Source organism: Streptomyces sp. NPDC048275 (assembly GCF_040652275.1).
GTDB lineage: Bacteria > Actinomycetota > Actinomycetes > Streptomycetales > Streptomycetaceae > Streptomyces.
Map to the genome: position 1 here is coordinate 16,820 of NZ_JBEZLR010000085.1, position 25,506 is coordinate 42,325.

The 25,506-nt window shown below is 70.7% G+C and carries 20 protein-coding genes; 10 read left to right on the forward strand and 10 right to left on the reverse strand.

Features of this window, described 5'->3' with window-relative positions; genetic code table 11:
- The first annotated feature begins 61 nt into the window (after positions 1-61).
- Both AB0D57_RS35615 and AB0D57_RS35620 read left to right on the forward strand, forming a co-directional pair.
- Positions 62-1,522 (forward strand): TIR domain-containing protein, encoded by a 1,461-nt coding sequence (locus AB0D57_RS35615; RefSeq protein ID WP_362083004.1) that lies wholly within the window; start codon positions 62-64, stop codon positions 1,520-1,522.
- Positions 1,516-3,339: an SPFH domain-containing protein gene (locus AB0D57_RS35620; RefSeq protein ID WP_362082950.1), complete on the forward strand. Its 1,824-nt coding sequence runs from the start codon at positions 1,516-1,518 to the stop codon at positions 3,337-3,339. Before AB0D57_RS35615 ends, AB0D57_RS35620 begins: the two co-directional genes overlap by 7 nt.
- Positions 3,340-3,460: 121 nt before the next feature.
- On the opposite strand, the gene AB0D57_RS35625 is transcribed toward AB0D57_RS35620, so the two are convergent.
- The 3 genes from AB0D57_RS35625 to AB0D57_RS35635 all read right to left on the reverse strand — a co-directional run bounded on the left by AB0D57_RS35625 (position 3,461) and on the right by AB0D57_RS35635 (position 5,473).
- On the reverse strand, positions 3,461-4,123 hold the full coding sequence (locus tag AB0D57_RS35625) for an NAD(P)-binding domain-containing protein (RefSeq protein ID WP_362082953.1): 663 nt from the start codon (positions 4,121-4,123) through the stop codon (positions 3,461-3,463).
- Between the two features lie 174 nt (positions 4,124-4,297).
- On the reverse strand, positions 4,298-4,510 hold the full coding sequence (locus tag AB0D57_RS35630; RefSeq protein ID WP_362082956.1) for an EF-hand domain-containing protein: 213 nt from the start codon (positions 4,508-4,510) through the stop codon (positions 4,298-4,300).
- Between the two features lie 48 nt (positions 4,511-4,558).
- Entirely contained in the window at positions 4,559-5,473 is a 915-nt protein-coding gene (locus AB0D57_RS35635; protein WP_362082959.1) for a MerR family transcriptional regulator, read from the reverse strand.
- Positions 5,474-5,544: 71 nt separating this feature from the next.
- Between AB0D57_RS35635 and AB0D57_RS35640 the strand changes: the two genes are divergently transcribed.
- Positions 5,545-6,219, forward strand: a complete 675-nt coding sequence (locus AB0D57_RS35640) for a GNAT family N-acetyltransferase (RefSeq protein WP_362082962.1) — start codon at positions 5,545-5,547, stop codon at positions 6,217-6,219.
- Here the strand turns inward: AB0D57_RS35640 and AB0D57_RS35645 are convergent.
- The 7 genes from AB0D57_RS35645 to AB0D57_RS35675 form a co-directional block, all read right to left on the reverse strand.
- On the reverse strand, positions 6,201-6,812 hold the full coding sequence (locus AB0D57_RS35645) for an ADP-ribosyltransferase (RefSeq protein ID WP_362082965.1): 612 nt from the start codon (positions 6,810-6,812) through the stop codon (positions 6,201-6,203). The two genes, AB0D57_RS35640 and AB0D57_RS35645, sit on opposite strands and share 19 nt — an antisense overlap.
- Positions 6,813-6,913: 101 nt before the next feature.
- On the reverse strand, positions 6,914-8,143 hold the full coding sequence (locus AB0D57_RS35650; protein ID WP_362082968.1) for a YncE family protein: 1,230 nt from the start codon (positions 8,141-8,143) through the stop codon (positions 6,914-6,916).
- Entirely contained in the window at positions 8,143-8,931 is a 789-nt protein-coding gene (locus AB0D57_RS35655) for a polysaccharide deacetylase family protein (RefSeq protein ID WP_362082971.1), read from the reverse strand. The genes AB0D57_RS35650 and AB0D57_RS35655 overlap by 1 nt, the downstream gene beginning before the upstream one ends.
- A 325-nt stretch (positions 8,932-9,256) precedes the next feature.
- Complete coding sequence (locus tag AB0D57_RS35660; RefSeq protein ID WP_362083007.1) at positions 9,257-9,865, reverse strand: ATP-binding protein; 609 nt, start codon at positions 9,863-9,865, stop codon at positions 9,257-9,259.
- 222 nt (positions 9,866-10,087) lie between these two features.
- The gene (locus AB0D57_RS35665) at positions 10,088-10,855 is read right to left on the reverse strand and encodes an enoyl-CoA hydratase-related protein (protein ID WP_362082974.1); all 768 of its coding nucleotides are present in this window, start codon (positions 10,853-10,855) and stop codon (positions 10,088-10,090) included.
- A gap of 80 nt (positions 10,856-10,935) precedes the next feature.
- On the reverse strand, positions 10,936-12,189 hold the full coding sequence (locus AB0D57_RS35670; RefSeq protein WP_362082977.1) for an Ig-like domain-containing protein: 1,254 nt from the start codon (positions 12,187-12,189) through the stop codon (positions 10,936-10,938).
- A 167-nt stretch (positions 12,190-12,356) separates the two neighbouring features.
- Positions 12,357-13,595: an Ig-like domain-containing protein gene (locus AB0D57_RS35675; RefSeq protein WP_362082980.1), complete on the reverse strand. Its 1,239-nt coding sequence runs from the start codon at positions 13,593-13,595 to the stop codon at positions 12,357-12,359.
- Positions 13,596-13,963: 368 nt separating this feature from the next.
- Here AB0D57_RS35675 and glgX point away from each other — a divergent pair, with 368 nt between their 5' ends.
- The 7 genes from glgX to AB0D57_RS35710 all read left to right on the forward strand — a co-directional run bounded on the left by glgX (position 13,964) and on the right by AB0D57_RS35710 (position 25,414).
- Positions 13,964-16,210 (forward strand): glycogen debranching protein GlgX, encoded by a 2,247-nt coding sequence (gene glgX, locus AB0D57_RS35680; protein ID WP_362082983.1) that lies wholly within the window; start codon positions 13,964-13,966, stop codon positions 16,208-16,210.
- Positions 16,211-16,421: 211 nt separating this feature from the next.
- Positions 16,422-16,517 carry a putative leader peptide gene (locus AB0D57_RS35685; RefSeq protein WP_362082986.1) on the forward strand — a complete coding sequence of 32 codons (96 nt, stop codon included), beginning with the start codon at positions 16,422-16,424 and terminating at the stop codon, positions 16,515-16,517.
- A gap of 72 nt (positions 16,518-16,589) precedes the next feature.
- Positions 16,590-17,996: a sulfatase-like hydrolase/transferase gene (locus tag AB0D57_RS35690; protein ID WP_362082989.1), complete on the forward strand. Its 1,407-nt coding sequence runs from the start codon at positions 16,590-16,592 to the stop codon at positions 17,994-17,996.
- Positions 17,997-18,078: 82 nt separating this feature from the next.
- On the forward strand, positions 18,079-19,863 hold the full coding sequence (locus tag AB0D57_RS35695; RefSeq protein WP_362082992.1) for an ABC transporter ATP-binding protein: 1,785 nt from the start codon (positions 18,079-18,081) through the stop codon (positions 19,861-19,863).
- On the forward strand, positions 19,860-21,764 hold the full coding sequence (locus AB0D57_RS35700; RefSeq protein WP_362082995.1) for an ABC transporter ATP-binding protein: 1,905 nt from the start codon (positions 19,860-19,862) through the stop codon (positions 21,762-21,764). Before AB0D57_RS35695 ends, AB0D57_RS35700 begins: the two co-directional genes overlap by 4 nt.
- Positions 21,765-21,791: 27 nt before the next feature.
- Positions 21,792-23,600, forward strand: coding sequence for an ABC transporter ATP-binding protein (locus tag AB0D57_RS35705; RefSeq protein WP_362082998.1), 1,809 nt, complete (start codon positions 21,792-21,794; stop codon positions 23,598-23,600).
- The gene (locus tag AB0D57_RS35710; protein WP_362083001.1) at positions 23,597-25,414 is read left to right on the forward strand and encodes an ABC transporter ATP-binding protein; all 1,818 of its coding nucleotides are present in this window, start codon (positions 23,597-23,599) and stop codon (positions 25,412-25,414) included. Before AB0D57_RS35705 ends, AB0D57_RS35710 begins: the two co-directional genes overlap by 4 nt.
- Positions 25,415-25,506 lie beyond the last annotated feature (92 nt).

Consider the following 25,506-nt stretch of genomic DNA (forward strand, 5'->3'; position numbering starts at 1 on the left):
CGCCCCGCAGCCGACGGCTCGGTCCTGCCGCGCGCCCAGGAGGTCCCAGCGGTTGAACGATGTGTCCCCCTCCCGCAGCGATGCGTCCCGCTCCCACAGCGATGTGTTCCTCTCCTACGCCGCCGACGACGCGGCGTGGACCACGACGCTGGCCGAACACCTCAAGGGCCATGGGCTGAAGCCGTTCTTCGACCAGTGGTGCATCGAGTCGGGCCAGGTGGTGATCCACCAGGTGGAGCGCGCCCTGCTCGCCTCCACCAACGGGATCGCCGTGATCAGCCCGGCGTCCCTGCGCGACGTACGCGCCATGGACGAGTACGCGGTGCTGGCCACCGCCGCGGCCGACAACGGCTTTCGATTCATACCGGTGCTGCTCGGACACGTGGCCGTGCCGCCGTTCGCCGCTCACCGCGTCTGGCGGGACTTCAGCGACGCGACCGGCACGGAGTTCACGGACAAGGTCGCCGAACTCGCGGCCGTCATCGCGGGCCGCCCCGCCCCCACCGGCGGCACACCGGCCCCGGAGAACGTCACCGCCACCCACCGTTCCCCGCTCCGGCCGGTCACCGCGCCGGAGGAACCCGCGTTCGTCGTGTGCTACGCCCCGGCCGACGCCGAGTACGGCCGGCAGCTGACCGAACAGCTGCGCGCGGCCCGGCTGCCGGTCTGGTCGACGAGCGATCTGCGGCCCGGAGACGCCCACTTCTGGACGATCAGGCAGCAGCTCCGGTACGCCGTGGCGATCGTCGTGGTGATGACCCCCGAGGCGCAGGACTCCGACGACGTCACCCGGATGATCCTGGAGGGCCAGGTCCACGGACGGCCCTTCGTCCCCCTCCTCCTGGACGGCGAGGTCAACTATCACCTGGCCGCCAACTGGCACGTGGACGCCCGCGACGGAGACCTGCTCGACGAGGCGGAGCTCGAGCTGCTGCGTCTGCTGCACCAGGACGTGGCCCAGGGACGCCCGGCCGGTCTCCCCGAGGCACGCCGGACGCCGGGCGGCGGCCCGACGGTTCCCGTGGGGCGACTGTCGGCCCCGGCCGGACTCGAGCGACTGCGCGCCCGCCTCGCCGAGGACGAGTACGAGCACGCCGACCTGCTGACCACCCGGCTCGTCCTGGAGGCGGCCGGCCGGCTCACCGAGGGCTGGCTGAGCGCACGGCATGCCGCCAAGGTGCCGCTGGAGCTGCTGGCGGGCATCGACGCACTGTGGGCCGGCCGCTCCCGGGGACGGCAGGGATTCGACCGGCAACTCGCGACGGTACCCGCCTCGGGACGGCGCGGCCCGCGCTTCCCCGAGGTGGGCGCCGCGCTGGGCTGGCGTGACACCGCCGAGGCCGCCGTGCCCCGGCTCTACCGCGACTTCGCACAGCGGGCCGGACCTGGCAGACGATCCGGGTTCTTCCCCACGCTGCGTGACCCGGGCCACGAGAACGACCCGGACTGGTACGACCGTTGGAGTTCCACCGTGCTGGCGGTCCATGCACGGTTGCGCGAGGGAAAGGCCCGCCCATGGTGATCGTGTTACTGCTCTTGATCCTGCTCGGAGCCGCCTGGTTCGGCTGGAAGGGGCGTGTGGTGGTGCCCGCCGACCGTGTCGGCATCGTCACCCGCCAGTACGGACCCACGCACCCCGATACCGCGTTCAAGCAGATCAACCCGGCCACCGCCCGAGGGGTGTACGCCCGCACCCTGCTCCCCGGCGGCTTCCACTGGCTCACGCCGGTTCTGCACACGGTGGAGTACGTGCCCAGGGTGCACGTTCCGGCGGGCATGGTCGGTCTGGTCTCGGCCACCGAGGGCCGCACCCGGACCGGCGGTCGTACGCTGGGCCGCCACGTCGAGTGCAACAGCTTCCAGGACGGCCAGGCATTCCTGCTCGGCGGCGGCGAGCAGGGCGTCCAGGTGACGACTCTGACCGGTGGCCAGTCGTACTACGTCAACACCCGGCTGTTCAGCGTCGAGATGGTGCCGCGCACCTACGTGCCGCCGGGCACGGTCGGCCTGGTCCAGGCGAGGGAGGGCGCCGTGCGGCCTCCGGACCAGCGGTTCGGACGCCATGTCGAGTGCAACAGCTTCCAGGACGGCCAGGCGTTTCTGTCCGGCGGCGGCGAGCAGGGCAAACAGCTGGCGATCCTGGGCGGCGGAACCTACTACGACATCAACCCGGAGCTGTTCGACGTCGTCACGGTCGACAACGTCGACAGCGCAGCCGCCTCGCGCGAGGGACTGACGGAGGCCCACCTCCGGGAGATCGCCATCAACGAGGGCTACACCGGAGTGGTCGTCACGCTGGACGGAGCGGAACCCCTCGACGACGCCGCCGGTGCGGTGGCCTCGCGGGTGGCGAAACACAGCAGCTTCCGCCTGCCCTGGGTTTTTCTGGCGAGCGGAGGGCAGCGGGGCATTCAGGAGGAAACGCTGGGCCAGGGAACCACGTACGCGCTCAACCCCTGGTTCGTCCGCGTGATGCTGATCCCGACCCGGGTGCTGATCCTCACCTGGCACAACAAGGAGGACTCCGAGGCCGACAACTACGACGCGGACCTCGGGCAGATCGTCGTCAACGTCCAGGGCTTCGACCTGGCGGTGACGCTCTCGCAGAACCTGCAGATTCCGCCTCATGTGGCATCGCAGCTGGTCAGCCAGTTCGGCAATGAGCGCACCTCCGGACTCGGCGGCCTGGTGGACGACCGGGCCCCTATGAAGCGGTTCGTCCGGGACGTCCTGGGCGCCACCGTCGCCGGGTACTTCGCCGAGATCGCCATGACGAGTTCGGTTCTGGATTTCCTCGCCAGTTACCAGGACGTCCGCAAGGAACTCACCGACCGGCTCCTGCACTCCCTGGAGGGCTGGCAGTTGGGGATGCTGGGCACCGTCCTCGGACGGTTCACGCCCACGGATCCGGTCCTGCACGAACGCCTCAAGGAGAAGTTCTTCGAGGAGATGCGCGGCGAAAGCCTCGGGGTGAGCCTGGAGAACGCCAGGCTGGAGGACCTCATCGACGAGTACCGGGCACGGCAGGAATCCCGGCGTGTCGCCCTCGAACTCAAGGCGGAGGTGGAGCTGATGGGGCCGGACAACGTGTCGATGATCCGCATCGTGAGGGAATTCGCCAAGTTCGACGTCCCGGAGTACATCGGCGGCGGCGACATCTCGGCGCTCGTCCAGGCACTGCCGATGTCCACCATGCAGGACCTGCTCACCCGGCTGCGCGACCTGCGCCGCGACCAGCAGATCACCTCGGGGCCGACGCGTCCGGAACTGACGAAGGACGAGGCCGACACGATCGACGGCGACATCGATCCCGACCCCAGTACGGCCGCGCAGACATAAGAGAACCCACGCCGACCTGCGGAAAGGGTCCCACCCATACGCTTCGCCGCATGGGTGGGACAGTCACTGCGGTCAGCAGCGACGGCACGTATGCCTTCACCGAGCCGAATCGGGAGAGCGGCTATCCGCGGAAGTCCGGCGTCCGCTCCGGGGACGCCTCCGCCAGTGCCTTGGTCACCGCCTCGAGACCCCGCTGGAGGCCGTACACCGGGGTGCCGGGCTGCTGGCGCCAGGAGTCGTCGAGGCCGCCCGCGTCGACGGTGTCGAAGCCGAGTTCGTCGATGAGGTCACGGACGACCCGCTTGGCGGCCTCGTCGTCGCCTGCCACCGGGAGGGCCATCCGGTCGGGGGCGCCCGCCGGACGGTGCCGGTCGAGGATGTCCTGGGCGTAGGTGCCGTTGAAGGCCTTGATGACGGTGTGGCCGATCTGCTGGGCCGTCCAGCGGCTCTCCGTGAGGCCCTCGTCCTCGATCGCGGCGATCCTGCCGTCACGCTGCTGCGGGTAGTAGTTGCCGGTGTCGATGACGGCGACCCCCTCCGCCGCTCCGTCCAGCAGCCCGGACGGCAGGCCGGGGACCGCCTTCAGGGGGACCGTGACCACGACGACCTCGGCGTCGCGCGCCGCGTCCGTGACCACGACAGGAGTCGCCCCGGTTTCCTCGGCGAGCGCGGTGAGGGTGTGCGGACCGCGCGAGTTCGCGACGGAGACGTCATGGCCGAGGGCGGTGAGCCGCCGGGTGAGGTTGCCGCCGATGTTGCCCGCGCCGATGATGCCGATCTTCATGAGAAAGGCCCTTCCGGGGTTGACGCTGCTGATGACCAGCGTCAACCTCAGGGCGGACCGGGCTATTCCGGGCATACGGCAATCAGGTGACCGCCCTCCGAGCCACGACGGCCGGACGGCTCCCACGCCGATGAGGCGCCCACCGGATCACCGGTGGGCGCCCCATCGCGAGCGTCACTTGTTCAGGTGGGTCCAGAACTCGTCGAAGGACAGAACCTTGTCGCCGTTGAGGTCGCGGCTGGCGATCACGGCCTCCGCGACCGACTCGGTGACGTTCCAGTCCCCGCCCTGGGCGAGAGCGGACTTGAACTCGGCGGCCGTGATGAACCCGTCCCCGTCCACGTCGATCCGCTCGAACGCCTTGCGTGCTTCCTCGATGTCCGCCACCGGATCCGCCCCTTCGTATGCACTACTGCCATGTGTACGAGGGTCAGATTAACGGGCGAGTCGAGCGCGGAGCGCGGCGACCACCCACGCGAACTCCTCACGGTGCGCGGGCAGGGTCCCCTGGCCCTTCACGACGCACAGCAACTCGCGGTAACGGGCGACCCGGTCGTTGGCTGCCGACTCCAGGCGTTCGAGTACGTCGGCCGGGTCGGCGTCGCCCAGCAGGTCCCGCAGGATCTCGACGGCCTCCGACGACTCGGGGGCGATCCCCTGCTCACGGGCCTGCGCCGCCAAGTGGATCAGGCGACGGGCGAACCACATCGACGCCCCGGTGGGGGTGTCGTGACCGCGGTCGGCCGCATTGAACTCGGCCACCTTCCGCATCTGCGCCCGGAACTCCGGGTCCTGGATCAGCTCGGCCAGATCCACCCAGGCATCCACCTGCTCGGGCGTCGGCTCCTCCGGCAGATCCATGGCGGTGGACCGCATCCGCTCGCGGATCGCCGGGTCCGCCGTGTCGAGCCCGTGGAACATCTCCTCCACGAACTCCTCCATGATCCGCTTACGCTCGGCGGCCGAAAGCCGTGCCAGCTTGTTCATGAGCGTCATCTCCTCTGCGGTCGAACCGCGTCGTGCCACGGTCGACAGCACCGCCCGGGTCAGCTTCAGCGACCGGATCTGCGCGTCCAGCGCGGCCACATGGGCGGCGGCCACCTCCGCGACCGTCGTCTCGCCGGCCAGCACCTTGCGTACGGCGTCCAGGCCGAGGCCCAGTTCGCGCAGGGTGCGAATCAGTTCCAGGCGGGCCACGGACGCGCCGTCGTACAGCCGGTAGCCGCCCGAGGAACGGGCCACCGGCGGCAGGGCACCCTCGTCCGACCAGTAACGGATGGTGCGGACGGTCAGCCCGGTGGCCCGGGCCAGCTCGCCGATGGTGAAGAGGCCGGTGCCGTCGTCGATCATGTCTGCGAGTGTGGGCCTTCCAGCGGGTGGAGACTCAAGCGTTCAGCTGTGAACCGGGGGGAGCGGGCCTCATGGGGGACACACTGCGGGACATTCTCGTCGCGGCGGCGCGCGGTGTCTTCCCTCCGCCAAACGGCGCGACCACGGTCGTACGGCAGCACTCCCACCGCGACGCCGGCGTCCTCGCCTTCACCGCGCACTCGGTCGTCTTCACGGACGAGGACGAGGGGTGGGTGCGCGAGACGCTGGCGCGGATCGACTGCGACGCGCTGGCCGCGACCATGAACCCGCGCTTCCTCGCCGCGTTCATGGACCGTACGGGGCGTTCGAACGACACGATCGACCTGCTCGCCGTCGCCGCGCCCCTCGCGGGGCGGCCTCCGCTCGCGCTGACGGAGATCGACGACCCGGACCATCACCGGGTGGCGCGGGCCCTTGACCACCGCGACGACGTGCGGGTCTGGGCCACCGACGGCGGGTTGCTCGTTCTCGGGCGCGGCCTCGCGGGGCGTCTGGAGGCCGCGGTGGAGGTGGACGAGGGCGTACGGCACCGGGGGCTGGGGCGTGCACTGGCCTCGGCGGCGCGGCAGCTGGCCACCGAGCCGGTCTGGGCCCAGCTGGCCCCGGGGAACGCCCGCAGTCTGCGGGCGTTCCAGGCGGCGGGATATCTGCCGGTCGGGGCGGAGGCGCTGCTGACCGCCGCGCGGCCGGGGCCGGCCACCGGGGGTCAGTGCCAGGGCTTGTAGTGCGGGTTGCTCTCGCAGTCGTCCATGATCTCGGTCTTGGTCTTCTTGTCGACCGGGCAGACGCCGATGATGTACTGGCGCGCGACACCGCCAGGGAAGGCGACCTCGACCTGGTCGGCCCACTTGTGGGTGTCGCCGATGGTCTTGTTGACGTCGACGCCGCCTGGCGCGTCGATGTAGTAGTTGTAGCCGGACTTGTACCAGGTCTTGTACAGGTCGTGGTCGTACGTCGTCGACACATACGGCGAGGGCTGGTTGACCAGGACGTACTGCTCGACGTCGTACTGCCCGTTGATGACGTCCTTGGGATAGAAGCCCTGCTCGAAGACGGTGGCGGGGCCCCGACTGTCGCTGCGGTAGAGCGTGCCGCAGGTCTTGCGCCAGACGACCGGGTCCGGGGTGATGCGGTCGACGTCCACGCGGCGGTCGGCGGCGGCCTCGACCGGGTCGGCGAACTGGGGACAGGTGGACGCGGCGGCCCGGGCGAACGGGGCGGCGGGGGTTTCGGGAAGGGTCGCGGCGGAGGTGGCGAGGACGGCCGAGAGGGAGACGGCCGTGGCGGCGGCCCGTCGGCGCAGGCGAGTTGTGATCATGCGGAGCACGATCTCGGTTCCGCGGCGACCGGCCGGGGATCTTCACTCGTACGGCGGCGTGTCACCGCGTCCAGGTCAACGGCCTCCCCAGGGGCCTCGGGTCAGCGGAAGATTCCGGTGTGGCCGAGCGAGTAGCGGCCCGGCTGCGGGTACACGGCCAGTCCGTGCGGGCCGCTGCCGACCGGGATGCGGGCGAGCTGGGCGCCGGTGCGGGTGTTGATGGCGTACACCTCGGCGTCGTAGCGCCCCGCCAGCCACAGCACCTTGCCGTCGGCCGATACGCCGCCCATGTCGGGGCTGCCGCCATTCGGCAGACGCCACTTCTTGGTCAGCTTGTTCCGAGTGAAGTCGAAGACGGAGACGGAGCCCTCGCCCCGGTTGGAGATGTACATCTCGCGCGAGTCGCGGCCGACGTACAGGCCGTGGCAGCCCCGGCCGGTGCGCAGCAAGGTCGGCTTGGTGAACCTGGCGCCGTCCAGGACCCACATGCCGCCCGCCATCATGTCGGCGATGTAGAACCTCTTGCCGTCCGGGGAGATCTTCACGTCCTGCGGCATGGAGCCGTCGAGGGGCAGCTTCTTGTGCCCGATCACCTTCATCTTCTCCGTGTCGACCTTCAGCACCTCCCCGCTGAACTCGCACGACACGATGAAGTAGCGGCCGTCGAGGGAGAAGTCCGCGTGGTTGACGCCGTAGCAGCTGACGGGCACGGTCTTGACGCGCTTCATGGTGTGCGCGTCCCGGAAGACCAGTTCGCGGTCGCGGGAGGCCATGACGATCGCGTACTTGCCGTTGGGCGTGAAGTACAGGTTGTACGGGTCGTGCACGCCGACGGGCCTGCCCGCCCTGCCGGTCCTCGGATCGATGGGGGTGAGGGTGTTGCCCTTGTTGTTGTTGACCCAGAGCGTCTTCATGTCCCAGGAGGGGACGACGTGTTGGGGCTGGGCGCCGACCGGGATCGTCTTGATGACCTTGTACGTCTTCGGGTCGATGACGGAGACGGTGTCGGACTCGGTGTTGGGGACGTAGACGCGGGAGGGGAAGTCCTTGACGACCCGGGACAGCCGGTTCGGGCGGTCGGCGGCGTAGACGTCCTTCGGGTCGAGCACGGGCGGCATGCCGGGCAGCCCCCGCGGCGGCTTCGGCTCGGCCTGCTGCTTCGGCTTGACCGACACGGCCGGCTTGACCGAATCGGCCGGCTTGGCGGCTCCTTCGGTGGTGCCGAAGGCCTCCTTCTCGCGGTCCTTGGACTCGCTGCCGCAGCCCGCGAGGAGGGTGAGTACGGCGCCCGCGATCAGGGCGCGCTTCATGACGTTGCGGTTGCGGTGCATCAGCTCAGCAGCTCCGTGGTGGTGACCGCGCGCAGACCGCGGCGGCCGAGTTCTTCCAGGACGGCGGGGAGCGCGGCGACCGTGTCCGCGTACCCGAAGTGCAGGCTCACCACGGATCCGTTGCGGATCTCGCCGATGACCTTGCGGGTGACGGCGGGGGCGCCCGGCGAGGTGAAGTCGAGCGAGTCGACGTCGTACGACAGGACGTGCGGGTAGCCCGCGCGGCGGGCCAGTCGTTTCACGAGCGGGGAGGCGCGCGTGGTGCGGGAGGGGCGGAACCAGGTTCCGATGGACCCGGTCAGCCGACGCAGCCGCTCGGCGCAGTCCCGGATCTCCGCGTCCGCGTCCGCCTCGGACATCGCGTTGATGTCGAGGTGGCGCAGGGTGTGGTTGCCGAGGTCGTGGCCACCGTCGAGGATGCGGCGGGCGACGTCCGGGTGCTCGTCGAGCCAGCTGCCCACCGCGAGCACGGTGACCCGGGCCCCGCCCCGCTCGGCCTCCCCCAGCAGTGACCTGGCGACGGCCGGGGCACCCTGACCGTGAAAGGTGAGGGCGACCCGGGGACGGTCGCGGGGGCCATGGGTGATCTGGGCGGGCTGCCGCGCGAAGAGGCGGGGTGCGGGCGCGGCGAGCGGGGCGACGCCGGGTGAGCCGGCGACTGGGGAGGCCGGGGCCGGGTGCGTGAGCGCGCCGGTCGCGGAACATCCGGCGGCGAGTGTCCCGGCGGCGAGCGCGACACCCGAACGCAGCGCCGTACGCCGGGACGGCACCGCACGCCGATCCGGCATCGCACGCGCGACGCTTCTGCCGGTGGACGGCTGAGGGGGGCGAGCTGGCGTGGTCACCCGCCCCATTTAAGGATGCATTGAGAGGAAAACTGGCGATTGGCCCGGTTGGCGAGGCTGCGGGTCGCGGCGGATCTCTTCAGCGGCGGGCGGTACCGACTTGGGGGCGGTGATCGACGTCTGCCATAGTCAGCGGTGCGACTTCCACCCATTGACCCGGGCCATGGTTGTCGTTGGCGCCGTGGTTCACACCCCAATTCGTTCCACGGCGCTCAGGGGACCCCGGCCGCACTGCGGCCGGGGTTTCGTGTTCCGGGGAGCGGGCGGTTCAGCGGTCGGCGACGCGCATCTCGAACCAGGTCGTCTTGCCGCGCGGCAGAAGGTCGACGCCCCAGCGGTCGGAGAGCTTGTCGACGAGGAAGAGGCCCCGCCCGCTCAGGTCCATCTCCTGGACCGGCATCAGACAGGGAAGCCCGCGGGAGGGGTCGCGGACCTCGACGCGGATCCAGCCCCGGCGGCGGCGCATCCGGAGCCCGAAGACGCGGGCACCCGTGTGCCGTACGGCATTGCCGACGAGCTCGGACACCAGTAACACGGCGTCCTCGGTCATCTTCGGGGAGAGTCCCCAGTGGCGCAGGACGACGACCTGGGCGAGCCGCCGCGCGGTGGCCGCGGACTCGGGACGGGACGGCAGCGGTACCTCCGCCTGCGTCGGGTTGCCGAACAACTCCAGCGCCTTGAGCGCCTGTTCGTCCTCGACCGCAGGCGACCAGCGCGCCGCGGTCGCACTTACGTGCCGCCGCGGCTGTTCGATACCCTCCAGCCCCGCCATGCCCCCATCATGGCCGCCCAGAGCGCCCTTCGGGGGCGTTCCGGAGGAATACGCCCCCCGGAACCTCCCATTCCGCGCCATTTGATCGGCATATGCCACCGGCAGTTCGGGGCCGCATACAGGCCATCTGACCTGCCACAACTCACCACTTGGGGGCAATCGCCACCCACCCCCGACAAGGCAGCCTTAAGGTTGCCTTAAGGCTCGCATAAACAAGCCCTTCGGGGGATGCGGGGTAAGACATCGCGTCAACTGCAAGTGGATCAGCGGAACTTGAAGAGTGAGTTTCGCAGCACCGACCGAGCTATGCCACCGGCTCCGGTTCCGTCAGAGGAACTTGGCCTTCCCCGGCCCCTCCTCCACAAAGCTCCGCATCCCGCGCTCGCGGTCCTCGGTGGCGAACAGGCCCGCGAACCAGTTCCGTTCCACCGCCAGGCCCGTCTCGAGGTCGGTCTCCAGGCCCGTGTCGATCGACTCCTTGGCGGCACGCAGCGCGATCGCGGGTCCCTGCGCGAGCCTGGCCGCCCAGGCGTGCGCCTCGGCGTACACCTCGTCGGCCGGGACGACGCGGTCCACCAACCCGAGGGACAGCGCCTCGTCGGCCTTCACCATCCGGCCCGTGAAGATGAGGTCCTTGGCCTTGGAGGGGCCGATGAGGCGGGAGAGACGCTGGGTGCCGCCGGCGCCGGGAATCAGCCCGAGCAGGATCTCCGGCTGGCCCAGCTTCGCGTTCTCGGCGGCGATGCGGAAGTCGGCGCACAGCGTCAACTCGCAGCCCCCGCCCAGCGCGTATCCGGTGACGGCGGCGACGACCGGCTTGGGGATGCGGGCCACGGCGGTGAAGGAGTCCTGCAGCGCCCGGGACCGTACGACCATCGCCGCGTGGTCCATGGCCTGCATCTCCTTGATGTCCGCGCCCGCCGCGAACACCTTCTCCCCGCCGTACAGCACCACCGCGCGCACGTCCTCGCGCCGGGTGGCCTCCTCGGCGAGTTCCTTGAGCCGGTTCTGTGTGGCGATGTCCAGCGCGTTCATGGGAGGGCGGTCGAGACGGATGGTGCCGACGCCTTCAGCCACTTCGAGATGCACAGTCATGGGAGCAGGTTAGTCGGCGTTAACGACAACGGGCCCGGTGTGCTCAGTCACAACACACCGGGCCCGTACGCTCGGACCGCTTACGCCTTCCACTTCTCCCAGGACATGTTCCAGCCGTTGAGCCCGTTGTCCGGGTCGACGACCCTGTCGTTGGAGTTCTTCACGACCACCACGTCACCGGCCATCGACTGGTTGAAGAACCAGGCCGCGGCCACCTTGCCGTCGTAGCCGCCGCGGACGTCCTTCAGGCCGATGCAGCCGTGGCTGGCGTTGTAGTTGCCGAAGGCGTCGCCGCCCCAGTAGTTGCCGTGGATGAAGGTTCCCGAGGTGGTCAGGCGCTGGGCGTGCGGCACGTCCTTGATGTCGTACTCGCCGGCGTAGCCGACCGTCTCACCGTTCATACGGGTCACTTCGAGGCGATCGGTGATGACCATCCGGCCGTTCCAGGTGTCGTAGCCGGGCTTGCCGGTGGTCACCGGGATGGTCTTGATGGTCTTGCCGTCGCGCTTGACCGTCATCGTCTTGGTCTTGACGTCGACGGTCGAGACCTGACTGCGGCCGATCGTGAAGGACACGGTCTTGGCCTGGTTGCCGTAGACACCGGGCCGTCCCTCGACACCGTCGAGGTTGAGCTCCACCGTCACCTTCGTACCGGCCTTCCAGTACTCCTCAGGACGGAAGTCGAGGCGGTCGTTGCCGAACCAGTGGCCCTCGACGTCGACCACGGGCTCGGTCTTGATCTTGATCGCCTTCTCGACGTCCTCGGGATGCGTGATGCCCCGCGTGAAGTTGATCGAGAAGGGCATTCCGACGCCGACCTTGGAACCGTCCTCGGGCGTGAACATGCCGACGAAGGTGTTCTTCGGGGTCAGCGTGGTGAACGCCGACTCCTCGGCCGCCGTACGGCCGTCGGAGTCCTTGGCCACCGCGTGGACCTTGTACTTGGTCGCGGAGGCGAGGTGGGTCGAGGGCGTCCAGGTGGCGCCCCCGCCGGTTATCTCGCCGTCGACCGCGTTGCCCTTGGCGTCCTCGACCTTGACCTCGGTCAGCTTCCCCTTGGCCGCGGTCACCTTGAGGGCCCCGCTGGTGGCCACTCCGTCGGTGCCGTCCTTCGGAGCTATGGTCACCACGGCCTGCGAGACCTTGGTGTCCGCCTTGGTGGAGTCGCCGCCGCTCTTGCCCTTGCCGTCCCCCGAGTCTGAGTCCCCTCCCCCGCCGCACGCGGTCACGGCGAGCAGCAGCACACCCAGCAGCACTGCCAGGATCCCCTTGCTGCTTCCGCCGCCGTGTGTCCGCGCGCCAACCGACGCCCCCGATATCGGTCGCCCGTTCAAGTCTGTTCTCCCCTCGCACGGCCTGATCAGGCCCGCACCCCTGCGCGTCCGACGCGCGTATCGCGTCAATTAATCACATGGTCAGGAGCGATGACTCCCCGGGATTGTCACCGTTCAGTCCCAACTTCAGCCATGTGGGGGGCGGGCCACCTCCGTGCTTTGCCGGGCTAGTTCGCCGCGCCACCCGCTTTCCACTGCGTCCAGTCCATGTTCCATCCTCCGAGCCCGTTGTCGGGAGCGACCTGCTTGTCCATGCTGTTGACGACCTCGACGACGTCACCGATGAGACTGCGGTCGAAGAACCAGCCCGCGGGGGTGTCGGAGCTGCCGCCCTTCACGTCCATCAGGCCCACGCAGCCATGGCTGATGTTGCGGTTGCCGAAGGCGCCGGGCGCCCAGTAGCTGCCGTGCAGGAAGGTCCCGGACTTGGTGAGGCGCATCGCGTGCGGGACGTCCGGGATGTCGTACTCGCTCTTGCCGTTGGGCTTCTTGAAGCCGACCGTGGCGCCGTTCATCCGGGTCAGCTCGAGCATCTCGGTGACGACCATCTTCCCGTTGTACGTGGTGGTCTTGGGGGCGCCCGCGGTGATCGGCACGGTGTCGAGAAGGGCGCCGTCGCGTCGTACCTCCATGGTGTGCGTGGCGGCGTCGACCAGCGAGACCTGGCTGCGGCCGACGGTGAAGGACAAGGTCTTGTCCTGCAACCCGTAGACACCCTTCGCCGCTTCGACATCCCGCAGCCGCAGCCTGACCGTGACCTTGGTCCCCGGCTTCCAGTACTTCCGCGGCCGGAAGTCGACCCGGCCCTTGCCGAACCAGTGCGGGCGGATCTCCACCGCGGGGCTGGACGTCACCTGGATCGCGCGCTCGACGGCGGCGCGGTTCTCGATCTCCCGGTTGAACTCCAGCGAGACGATCATTCCGGTGCCGACGGTGGAGCGGTTCTCCGGCACGACGTACCCGATGAACCGTTGCTCAGGGACGTACGTGGTGAAGGTCGTGTGCCGCGCCGAGCGCCGTCCGTACCCGTCGAGCGCCACCACGTCCACGATGTACTTGGCGGCCAGGGCGAGGCGGGGGTCGTCGGACTGCCAGGTCAGGCCGTCGCCGGAGAGGTGCCCGGACACGACGGACTCCTGCGCGTCCAAGTCCTTGACGACCCGAACGGACTCCAGCCGTCCGCTGGGCACCCGCACCCGGACCGCCTGGTCGGGGCGTACGCCCTTGCTGTTGTCGTCGGGAGACACCCGGATGACGTCCTCGGCGGCGGGGGGTTTGCCGAGCACGTCGTCCAGCCCGTCGGAGGTGCAGCCGGCGGCAGAGGCCAGCAGGGCGGCCCATGTCAGTACGGCGGCCAGCGCGACCCCTGCGCGCCGGGGTCGGTGTCCCAATGTCGTCGGCTTCACGCGAACCTCTGTCTTTCCGGTGTCTTGCCGGTGGCCTTCCGGTTTCTTTCCGGCCGGGGGTCCGGGGGTTGCCCCCCGGGAGATGCCCTACGAGGGGCCCAACGACTGTGCACCTCCGGGGAAACGTGAGTGCGAGCCAAGGTGTGGGCAGAACAGTGGGGAGGACGACGCGAATGGGGAGCCGCGCCCGTGAGCCGCAGGGGCGTGCCGGTGTCGAGAAGGCGAGCGCGCGGAGGCCCGAAGGGCTGAGCACGGTCGGCCTCTCGACACCGGCTGGAGAGCCACGGAGGCGAACGGGCCCAAAAGAGGGGCATGGGACGCCGCACGCTCCTTTTCGGGTCGTCGACCGAGCCGCGGGAGGCTGACAGGTGTCGAGCGCAGCCGAGCAGGAGGCAGTGTCGAAGGGGCTCGCCCCGGACGGCGGGCTGCCCGCTCCCCTAGTGAACGGCGCGCGGCGTCCGGCGCCCGCCGTGCCCGTGTGGCCCGGAGCTCCGACCCCGCTCGGGGCGCGTTTTCGCGTCGGTCCCGACGGCGTCGCGGGCACCAACTTCGCACTGTGGGCGGGCGGGGCGGAGGCCGTCGAGCTGTGCCTCTTCGACGAGGACGGCGTCGAGGTACGCGCCCCGCTCACCGAGCTGACCCACGAGATCTGGCACGGCTTCCTCCCCGGCGTACTGCCGGGCCGCCGCTACGGCTACCGGGTGCACGGCCGCTGGGACCCGTGGACCGGCGCCCGCTGGAACCCGGCGAAGCTGCTCCTCGACCCGTACGCGCGTGCCGTGGACGGGGACTTCAGCCTGCCGCCCGAGGTGTACGGACATGTGCGCGACTGGCCCCAGCAGCAGGTCGCGGACACCGTGCGGGACGACCGGGACTCGGCGCCGTACGTCCCCAAGGGCGTCGTCGTCCACGATGACGACGACTGGGCGGACGACCACCGCCCGAAGACCCCGTGGGCGGACTCGGTGATCTACGAGCTGCATGTCCGGGGGTTCACCCGCCTGCACCCGGGGATCCCCGAGGAACTGCGAGGCACGTACGCCGGATTGGCGCACCCGGCCGCGATCGAACACCTGGTCGGGCTGGGCGTGACAGCGGTGGAGCTGCTTCCCGTGCACCAGTTCGCACACGAGGACCATCTGCTGCGACGCGGCATGAAGAACTACTGGGGCTACAACTCGATCGGTTACTTCGCGCCACACGCCGCCTACGCCGCCGCCGGGACGACCGGACAGCAGGTAGGCGAGTTCAAGCGGATGGTACGGGCGCTGCACGCCGCCGGCATCGAGGTGATCCTCGACGTGGTCTACAACCACACGGCGGAGGCGGGCGAGCTGGGCCCGATGCTGTCGCTGCGCGGCATCGACAACCGGGGGTACTACCGGCTCCAGTCGGACGCCCGCCGGTACGCGGACTACACGGGGTGCGGGAACACGCTGCACGTGGTACAGCCGCACGTCCTGCGGCTGATCACGGATTCACTGCGGTACTGGGTGACGGAGATGGGGGTGGACGGCTTCCGCTTCGACCTGGCCTCGGCACTGGCCCGCTCCCTGCACGACGTCGACATGCTGTCGCCGTTCCTGGCCGTCATCGCCCAGGACCCGGTACTGCGGCGGGTGAAACTGATCGCGGAGCCCTGGGACGTGGGGTCGGGCGGATATCAGGTCGGGGCCTTCCCGCCGCTGTGGACGGAGTGGAACGACCGCTACCGCAACGCCGTGCGGGACTTCTGGCGCGGCGCGCTGCCGGACGTACGGGATCTGGGATACCGGCTCTCGGGATCGAGTGATCTGTACGCCTGGGGCGGGCGTCGGCCGTACGCGTCCGTGAACTTCGTGACCGCCCACGACGGCTTCACCCTCCGGGACCTCGTGTCGTACGAGCGCAAGCACAACGAGGCCAACGGGGAGGGCAATCGCGACGGGACCGACGACAACCGGTCGTGGAACTGCGGGGCGGAGGGGGAGACGGGCGAGGAGCGCGTACGAGCCCTGCGGCGGCGCCAGTTGAGGAACCTGCTGACGACTCTGCTGCTGTCGACGGGCGTGCCGATGCTGGTCGCCGGGGACGAGTTCGGGCGGACGCAGCGGGGCAGCAACAACGCGTACTGCCAGGACAACGAGATCAGTTGGGTCGACTGGAGCCTGCTGGAGGATCCGGGCTGGCGGGCGTTGTTCGATCTGACCTCGCGGCTGATCGCGCTGCGGCACGAGCATCCCGTGCTGCGGCGGCGGGCGTTCTTCTCCGGGCGGGCGCACTCCGTGGACGGGCTGCGGGATCTGGCGTGGTTCACGCCCCGGGGCACGGAGATGACGGAACGGGACTGGTACGCGCCGGCCGGGACGCTGGGGATGTACCTGTCCGGGCGGGACATTCCCGGGCGGGACGCGCGCGGGGGGACGGTCGTCGACGACAGCTTCCTCGCGGTGTTGCACGCCGGGGACCGGCCGGTGAGTTTTGTCCTGCCGGGGCCGCCGTGGGCTTCGCGGTACGAGGTCGTGGTCGACACGTCGATGGAGGAGCAGGCGGAGGCGCCCGGGGTGGAGCATCGGGCGGGGGGGACGGTCACGGTGCCGGCTCGGGCGGTGTTGTTGCTGCGGGTGGTGGGGTGAGCATGCGGCGCAGCCGCTGATGAACGCGGTTCGCCCCCGCCGCCCCTACCCGGCCCGTCCCATCCCTGGGGGGCGCCCCAGACCCCCGTATCGCCCGAAGAGCTCGTCCTCGAACGCCGGACGGGCTGAGTGGTGCCGGCCCGAGCTGCATGGTCCAGCGTATGGACGCCTTCTTGACGTCCCCGCCGTCCCGCTGGCAACGTCGCACACCATGAGGCCTTCCGCTGATCACCCGTGCGCGTACGTCGCGCTCGTGGAGCGGCGCCACGTCGATCTGTGCCGGCAGTCCAGCGCCATCTGTCACTGACCCCGCAGTTCCTCCCCCTCTCCCTATTTTTTTGCGTCCCGTAGCCGGACGCCCTCTCCCCGAGGATCACGCATGCCCGACATGTCCCGTCGCGCGTTCGCCGGTCTGGTCGGCGGCGGTGCCGTGACCGCCGTCGCCAGTACGGCCACCACCGCCGAGGCGGCTCCCGCCGAAAGGCCCTTCAAGGCCCGTCCCGCCGTTTCCGGCAAGCGCCCCAACCTCCTGGTCATCCTCGCCGACGACCTCGGCTGGGCCGACCTCTCCTCGTACGGGGCGCCGCACATCAAATCACCCCACCTGGACCGGCTCGCCCGCCAGGGCGTGCGCTTCACCGACGCCTACTCCGGCTCGGCCACCTGCTCGCCGACCCGGTTCAGCCTCTACACCGGGCGCTATCCGGGCCGTACTCCCGGCGGGCTCGCCGAGCCGATCGCCAACAGAACGCAGGGTCTTGTCCCGGGCCACCCCACCCTCGCCTCCCTGCTGAAGAAGGCGGGCTACGACACCGCGCTGATCGGCAAGTGGCACTGCGGCTGGCTGCCCGACTACAGCCCCACCAAGTCGGGCTGGGACGAGTTCTTCGGCAACCACGGGGGCGTTCTGGAGTATTTCTCCAAGCTCGGCCAGCTCGGCGACTACGACCTCTACGAGGGGGACGCGACCTACCAGGACCTGCGCTACTACACCGAGGTCCTGACCGAGCGGGCAGTGGAGTACGTCGGCCGCGAACACCGCAAGCCGTGGCTGCTGAACCTCAACTTCACCACCCCGCACTGGCCCTGGCTCGCGGAGGACGACGCCGAGACGGGCGCCGAGATCGCGGCGAAGATCCGGGCCGCGAAGAGCCAGGCGGAGATCAGCAGCGCGCTCAACCACTACGACGGCGGCTCGGTCGAGAAGTACACGCAGATGGTGCAGAGCCTCGACGCGGCCGTGGGCGAGGTCCTGGCCGCGTTGCGCCGCTCGGGGCAGGAGGAGAACACGCTCGTGCTGTTCGCCAGTGACAACGGCGGGGAGCGCTACTCCTACAACTGGCCCCTCAGTGGACAGAAGTTCGTGCTGCTGGAAGGCGGCATCCGGGTGCCGGCGATCGTCCGCTGGCCGGACCGGATCGACGGCAACCAGGTCAGCCACGAGCCGAACTTCTCCCCCGACTGGACGGCCACGCTACTGGAGTTGGGCGGCGCCGAGCCCGACCCGGCGTATCCCCTGGACGGCACGAGCCTCGTGGGCTATCTGCTGCGGGGTGAAGTCGTCCCGGAGCGCGACCTGTTCTGGCGAGTCCGGGCCAACCGGGCGCTGCGGCGCGGCGACTGGAAGTACTACCGGGACGCCGCGGGCAAGGACCACCTCTACCACCTCGCCGAGGACACCCGCGAGCAGGCCGACCTCGCGACCGACCGGCCGGAACTGCTCGCGGAGCTCAAGGCGGCGTGGGAGAGGACCGCGACGGAACTGCTGCCGTATCCGGCGGCGTAGCCGGACCCTCCCGGCTGGAACGATTCAGGTCCGGCCAAAACTCGGTGGGCGCTGTCAGTGACGAACCGTAGGCTCGCCACTGATGTCCACTCCAGATGCCACGACCGCCGACCACCCTTCCCCTTCGACCGTGCGCAGTCTGCTGCGCCTGTGGCCGTACGTGCGACCGGTGCGGACGCGGCTGTTCGGCGCGGCCCTCGTCGCGGTCGTCGCGTCCTGTACGGGGCTGGTGATCCCGCTCGTCCTGAAGTGGATGGTGGACGGTCCGGTGGCCGACCACGACACGGCGGGCATCTGGCTCGGCGCGCTGTATCTGCTGCTGCTCGGGTTCGCCGAGGCCCTGCTGTTCGGGCTGCGGCGGTGGCTGGTGGCGCGCCCGCTGGCGGGGGTCGAGGCCGGGATGCGAGCTGATCTGTACCGGCATCTGCAACGGCTCCCGGTCTCCTTCCACGACCGCTGGGCGTCGGGTCAGTTGCTGTCCCGGGGCACCACGGACCTGATGCTGTTGCGCCAGTTCCTCGCGTTTCCGCTGACGTTCCTGCTGGTCAACAGCGTGACGATTCTCGTGGGCGTCATGATCATGCTGGCCCAGGACTGGACGCTCGGGCTGGTGCTGCTGGCTCCCGCCCTGCCTGTGGTGATCGTCTGCTGGCTCTTCGAGCGGCGCTACTCGCTGGTGGCGCGGCGGGCCCAGGACCAGGTGGGCGACCTGACGACGGTCGTCGAGGAGAGCGTGCTCGGCATCCGCATCATCAAGGGCTTCGGGCGCCACCGCAGCCAGACCCGCGCCTTCCGCGAGCTGTCCCGCACCCTGCGCGGCACGGAGTTGGCCAAGGCCCGCCTCCTCGCCTCCATCTGGGCCGTCATCGTCACCCTCCCCGAGCTCGCCATCGGCGCCGCCCTGGTCCTCGGCACCGTCCAGGTCGCCGACGGCCACCTCTCCGCGGGCACTCTCGTCGCCTTCCTGTCCACGGCCCTCGCCCTGCGCTGGCCCGTCGACTCGATCGGCTTCCTCCTCGCGATGAGCCAGGAGGCGGCGACGGCGACGGCGCGGTACTTCGAGGTGATGGACGAGGAACCGGAATCCTCCGGCACCTCCACGGGCACCGCCCACACGCGCGACGGCGGACTCCGGTTCCACGGCGTCCGGTTCCGCTACCCCGACGCCCCCGCGGACGCACCGCCCGTCCTGGACCGCATCGACCTCCACATCCGCTCCGGTGAGTCGATGGCCCTGGTCGGTGCGACCGGCACCGGGAAAACCACTCTCACCGCCCTCGTCCCGCGTCTGCACGAGGTGACGTCCGGCCGGATCACGCTGGACGGCGAGGACATCACGGCGATGCCGCGTGAGGAGCTTCGCGCGCGCGTGGCCGTGGCCTTCGAAGAACCCACCCTGTTCTCGGCCAGTGTCGGGGAGAACGTCCTCATGGGTGCCGCGGACACCGCGGGGGCAGCGGAGCTGGACCGCGCCCTCGCCGTCGCGCAGGCCGACTTCGCGCACGCGCTCCCCCAGGGGACGGCGACGCAGGTCGGCGAGCAGGGCCTGAGCCTGTCCGGCGGACAGCGGCAGCGCCTCGCCCTCGCGCGAGCGGTGGTCGGCCGGCCCCGGTTCCTCGTTCTCGACGACCCCTTGTCGGCCCTGGACGTCCACACGGAAGCCGCGGTCGAGGCCGCCCTGCGCCGCGTACTGGATCGGACGACCGCCCTGATCGTGGCGCACCGCCCGTCCACGGTCCTGCTCGCCGACCGTGTGGCCCTGCTCTCCGGCGGCCGCATCGCCGCGGTCGGCACCCACCAGGAACTGCTGCGCACGAACACCGAGTACGCCCATCTGATGTCGGGCGACGAGGAGGACGACCGATGACGGCGCCCACGACGACCTCGCCGAGCAAGGAACCGGACAGGGGCCGCGACAAAGGCCGCACCAAGGGCCGTGACCAGGGCGATCCGGCGCAGCGGTCCTCGGCGGGCTACCGGGACCCCTTCGACCGCGACGCCCTGCCCACTCCCCCGGGCGCCACGGCCACGCTGCTGCGCTCGCTGCTCGCCCCGCTCCGGGCCCGGGTGGCCCTGACGACCGTTCTGCTGCTGCTCCAGCAGGCGGCGGTCCAGGCCGGCCCGCTGCTCGTCGCGTACGCCATCGACCGCGCCGTACCGGCGTTCCGGCACGACGACCACGGGCCGCTGATCGCGGTGGCGGTCGGCTACCTGGCGTGCTCGCTCGCCGCCGGCGGACTCCAGTACGCCTTCATCGGCGCGTCCGCCCGTGTCAACCAGGACGTGCTGCTCGACCTGCGCGGCCGGATCTTCCGCCATGCGCAGGCGCTCAGCATCGACTTCCATGAGCGCTACACCTCGGGCCGGCTGATCTCCCGCTCCACCACGGACGTCGAGTCGCTGCGCGAACTGCTCAGCGAGGGCCTCCAGGAACTCGTCACGGTGATCCTGTCCTTCGTCTACATCTCGGCGATGCTGCTCTGGCTGGACCTGGGCCTCGGCGCGGTCGCGGTGGCCTCCTTCGTACCGCTCTACCTCCTCGTACGTCTCTATCGACGCCGCGCGGGCCGCATCTACCAGGCGCGCTCGACCGCGATCGCCGCCGTCATCGTGAAGTTCGCGGAGACGATGAACGGCATCCGGCCGGTGCGCGCGTTCCGCCGCGAGGAAGCCAACGACGCCGAGTTCCGGGTACTGAACAAACGCCACGAACGGATGAACGGCGACGCCCTTTTGGAGATGGCCCGCTATGTCGTCGGTTCCCGCCTGGTCGCCAACGCGGCGGTCTCGGCGATCGTGCTGTGGGGCGCGTACCGGGTGGCCTCCGACTCGCTGGCGCTGGGGGTGCTGGCCGCAGCGGTCCTGTATCTGCGCCGCCTGTACGACCCCATCGACCGCCTGGGCATGTTTCTCAACTCGTACCAGTCCGCGGCCGCCTCGCTGGAGAAGATCGCGGGCCTGCTGGCCCAGACACCGTCCGTACCGGAGCCGGCCGTCCCGCGGCAGTTGCCCTCCCTCAAGACCGAACACCCGGGCCGCGAGGTCGTCTTCGACGACGTCCGCTTCGCCTACCGCACCGGCGGCGAGGTCCTGCCCACCTTCTCGCTCACGCTCCCCGCGGGGCAGACGGTGGCCGTCGTCGGCTCGACGGGCGCGGGCAAGTCGACACTCGCCAAGCTCCTGGCCCGCTTCTACGACCCCTCCGACGGCCGGGTCCTGCTCGACGGCGTCGATCTGCGCGAGCTCTCGGTGCCCGAGCTGCGGCGCGGGGTGGTGATGGTGACCCAGGAGGCATTCCTGTTCTCCGGCACGGTCGCCGAGAACATCGCCATCGGCCGTTCGGACGCGACCCGTGAACAGATCGAACAGGCGGCGAAGGCGATCGGCGCCCACGACTTCATCAGCTCGCTGCCCGAGGGCTACGACACGGACGTACGCAAGCGCGGCGGACGCATCTCGGCCGGACAGCGCCAACTCGTCGCCTTCGCACGGGCGTTGCTGGCCGACCCGGCCGTCCTCATCCTCGACGAGGCGACCAGTTCGCTGGACATCCCCGGGGAGCGGGCCGTGCAGCGCGCCATGGCGACCGTCCTGCGCGGCCGGACGGCGGTGGTCATCGCGCACCGCCTGTCCACGGTGGAGATCGCCGACCGGGTGCTGGTGATGGAGGACGGGCGCGTCGTCGAGGACGGCAGCCCGGCCGAACTCGTCGCCTCCACCGGCAGGTTCGCGGATCTGCATCAAGCCTGGAGGGACAGCCTCGTATAGCGGGGTCCGAAGGAAGAAGAGGGACGGATGATCGACGCGTACGAGGATCCGGGCACGCCCGACTGTCGCGGCGGCGGCCGGTACCTGTGGTGGCTGATCCGCAGACAGCCGGGGCGGGCCGCCGCCGGGGCGCTGCTCGGCACCGTCTGGATGGTCCTGATGGCGGTCGCGCCGTATCTGCTCGCCCGCGCGATCGACGACGGCCTGGAGCCCGGTGACCAGGCCGCGCTGGCCGGCTGGACCGCCGCCCTGCTGGGCCTCGGGGCGTTCAACGCCTGGGTGAGCATCATGCGGCACCGCACGATGACCCGGCTGCGGATGGACGCCAACTTTCGCACGGTCAAGGTCGTGGTCGGGCAGGCCACCCGGCTGGGGGCCACGCTGTCGCGCCAGGTCGAGGCCGGGGAGGTCGTCACGATCGGCGTCGGCGACGTCCAGACGATCAGCCAGTCGCTGACGGTCGTCGGCCCGGGCTTCGGCGCGGTGATCGCCTACGGAGTCGTCGCCGTACTGCTCCTTTCGGTCTCGCTGCCGCTGGCCGTGGTGGTGCTGCTCGGGCTGCCGCTGATCGCCCTGGTCGTGGGGCCGCTGCTGGGGCGGCTGCAGGGCACGGAGACGGGATACCGCGAGCGGCAGGCCGTACTGACCGCGCGGATCAGCGACCTCGCGGGCGGCCTGCGCGTCCTCAACGGCCTGGGCGGCAAGGGGCTGTACGCCGACACCTTCCGCCGCGACTCGCAGGAGCTGCGGGCGCAGGGCTACCGGGTCGGGGCGGTGACCAGCTGGGTTCAGGCGCTCGCGATCGGGCTGCCGACCCTGTTCCTCTCCGTCGTGACCTGGCTCGCGGCCCGGCTGGCCGCTCAAGGGTCCATCTCTGTCGGTGAGTTGGTGTCCGTGTACGGCTATGTGGCGGCCATGGTGATGCCGGTGGCCTTCTTCGTCGAGTGCGGCTACCAGCTCAGCCGGGGTCTGGTGTCCGCCCGTCGCGTCGTACGTTTTCTGTCCCTGGAGCCGATGGCCTCCGACAGCTCCGCCGCGGACGCTCCGCCGTCCCCGTCCGTACTGCGCGACCCGGAGTCCGGCGTCGACGTGGCGCCCGGGAAGCTGACCGCGCTGGTCGGCGCCCGCCCGGCGGACTCGGCGACCGTCGTCGACCGGCTCGGCCGGTACACGGAGTCGGCGGCGACCTGGGGCGGCTTACGCCTCGACACGATCGACCTCACACAGGTCCGCTGCCGGATCCTGGTCGCGGACAACGAGGCCGACCTGTTCGCGGGCACACTGCGCGATCTGGTCTCCGGCCGCCGGGACCACGACGACGAAGCCATCACCCGGGCCGTCCACACCGCGGTGGCCGACGACATCGTCCTCGGACTGCCGGACGGGCTCGACTCGACCCTCGACGCGCAGGGCCGCAGCCTCTCCGGCGGCCAACGGCAGCGCGTCCGGCTGGTGCGGGCGCTGCTCGCCGACCCCGAAGTACTGCTCGCGGTCGAGCCCACCTCGGCGCTCGACGCCCACACCGAGGCCACCGTCGCGGCCCGGCTGCGCGCCGCGCGATCCGGCCGTACGACCGTCGTCACCACCACCTCGCCACTGCTGCTCGACCAGGTGGACACCGTGTACTACCTGGTCGACGGGCAGGTCGCGGCGAGCGGCGGCCACCGCGAACTCCTCGACGATGAGACGGGATACCGCGCGCTGGTGGCCCGCGACGCGGACGCGGACGCGGATGCGGGCTCGGACGCGGATGCGGATGCGGATGCGGCCGGTTCGGGCGCGGATGCCGTCGGCTCGGGCGCGGGCGTCCTCGACTCGCGGGAGTCGGTCCGATGAGCGCGCACCTGCCCGTCGCCGAACGGGCCGAGGTGCGGCGGGCCGCGCTGCGGCTGATCCGCGCGGACGGACGCGCGTTCGGCGCCGTGCTCGCGCTGAACGCGCTGGCTGCCGCTGCCGGTCTGGTCGGACCGTGGCTGCTCGGCCGGATCATCGACGACGTCCGGGCGGGCGGCGGTGTGGAGGTGGTGGACCGCCCGGCCCTCGTCATCCTGGTGTGCGCGCTGGCGCAGCTGCTGCTGGCGCGCACCGCGCGGTATGTGGGGCACCGCTTCGGGGAGCGGACGCTGGCGCGGGTGCGGGAGGAGTTCGTCGAGCGGGCGCTCTCGCTGCCCGCCTCGGTGGTGGAGCGGGCCGGCTCGGGCGACCTGACGGCCCGGGGCACCGCCGATGTCGCCCTGGTGGGCACCACCCTGCGCGACGCCGGGCCCAAGTTGCTCATCTCCTCGGTGCAGGCGCTGTTCATCCTGGGCGCGGTCTTCGTCCTCAGTCCGCTGCTCGGCGGTTGCGGGGTGCTCGGCCTGGCCGGCATCTGGTTCGCCACGAGCTGGTATCTGCGCCGGGCGCGCGCCGCCTATCTCGCCGAGGGCGCGGCCACCTCGGAGGTCGCCGAGATCCTCGCCGCCACCGCCTCCGGCGCCCGCACGGTCGAGGCCTTCGGACTGCAACGGCGCCGCGTCACCGCCAGCCGGAGCGCCCTGGAGACATCTCGCCGGACCCGTCTTCACACCCTGTACCTGCGCACCGTGTTCTTCCCGATCGTGGAGGTGTCGTACGCCGTCCCCGTGGCCGGCGTCCTGCTGCTGGGCGGCGCCCTGCACGCGCACGGGGCGATGAGCCTGGGTGCGGTGATCGCCGCCGCCCTGTATCTGCGCCAGCTCGGCGAACCGCTCGACCAGATCCTGGTCCAGATCGAGCAGTTGCAGAGCAGCGGCGCCTCCTTCGCCCGCGTGGAGGGACTGGGCCGGGCACCGCGGGCGACCGGGTCCGGCTCCCCCTCCCCCGTGGACGACCGGATCGACGTGACCGACGTCCGCTATTCCTACGACCGCGGGGGCGAGGTGCTGCGCGGCGTCGACCTGGTCGTGCGGCCCGGGGAGCGGCTGGCCGTCGTGGGTCCCTCCGGCGCCGGGAAGACCACCTTGAGCAGACTCCTCGCGGGCATCGACGCGCCGCGCTCGGGCAAGGTGACGGTCGGGCGGGTGCCGATCGCCGACCTCGATCCCGAGCAGCTGCGGCGGCAGGTCGTCCTTGTCACCCAGGAGCACCACGTGTTCCTCGGCACCGTCCGCGACAACCTGCTGATCGCCGAACCGGCCGCCGGTGACGCCGCGTTGTGGTCGGCGCTCGCCGCGGTCGGCGCCGACGACTGGGTGCGGGAGCTGCCCGCAGGCCTGGACACCGAGCTGGGCCCCGGCCACCGCGCGGACGGCTCGCGGGCCCAGCAACTGGCCCTGGCCCGGGTCGTTCTGGCCGACCCGCACACGCTCATCCTGGACGAGGCAACGGCGCTGCTCGACCCGACGACCGCACGCCACACCGAGCGCGCGCTCGCCGCCGTACTGGAAGGACGCACGGTCATCGCCATCGCGCACCGTCTGCACACCGCCCACGACGCGGACCGGGTGGCCGTGATGGAGGACGGCCTGCTGACCGAACTCGGCACCCACGACGCCCTGGTGGCGGCCGACGGCTCCTATGCGGCGCTGTGGCACTCGTGGCACGGCGAGCGCCACGACGAGGGTCGGGACGGGGGTCGGGACGGGGGTCGGGACGGGGGTCGCGACGAGGGCCGCGCCGGGGGCGCCCCTTAGGGCCTGTCCGGCGGATCAGGTTGCAGGGAAGCACCGGCACCTCGTAGGTGCCGGTGAGCGGGGCTTGGTGCGTGCAGCTGCAAGGCGGAGGA

Bases quoted from the DNA above. Each gene is read 5' to 3' on its own strand.
- AB0D57_RS35620 (WP_362082950.1), top strand. From the start codon at position 1,516: ATGGTGATCGTGTTACTGCTCTTGATCCTGCTCGGAGCCGCCTGGTTC.
- AB0D57_RS35625 (WP_362082953.1), bottom strand. From the start codon at position 4,123: ATGAAGATCGGCATCATCGGCGCGGGCAACATCGGCGGCAACCTCACC.
- AB0D57_RS35635 (WP_362082959.1), bottom strand. From the start codon at position 5,473: ATGATCGACGACGGCACCGGCCTCTTCACCATCGGCGAGCTGGCCCGG.
- AB0D57_RS35640 (WP_362082962.1), top strand. From the start codon at position 5,545: ATGGGGGACACACTGCGGGACATTCTCGTCGCGGCGGCGCGCGGTGTC.
- AB0D57_RS35645 (WP_362082965.1), bottom strand. From the start codon at position 6,812: ATGATCACAACTCGCCTGCGCCGACGGGCCGCCGCCACGGCCGTCTCC.
- AB0D57_RS35650 (WP_362082968.1), bottom strand. From the start codon at position 8,143: ATGCACCGCAACCGCAACGTCATGAAGCGCGCCCTGATCGCGGGCGCC.
- AB0D57_RS35655 (WP_362082971.1), bottom strand. From the start codon at position 8,931: ATGCCGGATCGGCGTGCGGTGCCGTCCCGGCGTACGGCGCTGCGTTCG.
- AB0D57_RS35665 (WP_362082974.1), bottom strand. From the start codon at position 10,855: ATGACTGTGCATCTCGAAGTGGCTGAAGGCGTCGGCACCATCCGTCTC.
- AB0D57_RS35685 (WP_362082986.1), top strand. From the start codon at position 16,422: ATGAGGCCTTCCGCTGATCACCCGTGCGCGTACGTCGCGCTCGTGGAG.
- AB0D57_RS35690 (WP_362082989.1), top strand. From the start codon at position 16,590: ATGCCCGACATGTCCCGTCGCGCGTTCGCCGGTCTGGTCGGCGGCGGT.
- AB0D57_RS35695 (WP_362082992.1), top strand. From the start codon at position 18,079: ATGTCCACTCCAGATGCCACGACCGCCGACCACCCTTCCCCTTCGACC.
- AB0D57_RS35700 (WP_362082995.1), top strand. From the start codon at position 19,860: ATGACGGCGCCCACGACGACCTCGCCGAGCAAGGAACCGGACAGGGGC.
- AB0D57_RS35705 (WP_362082998.1), top strand. From the start codon at position 21,792: ATGATCGACGCGTACGAGGATCCGGGCACGCCCGACTGTCGCGGCGGC.
- AB0D57_RS35710 (WP_362083001.1), top strand. From the start codon at position 23,597: ATGAGCGCGCACCTGCCCGTCGCCGAACGGGCCGAGGTGCGGCGGGCC.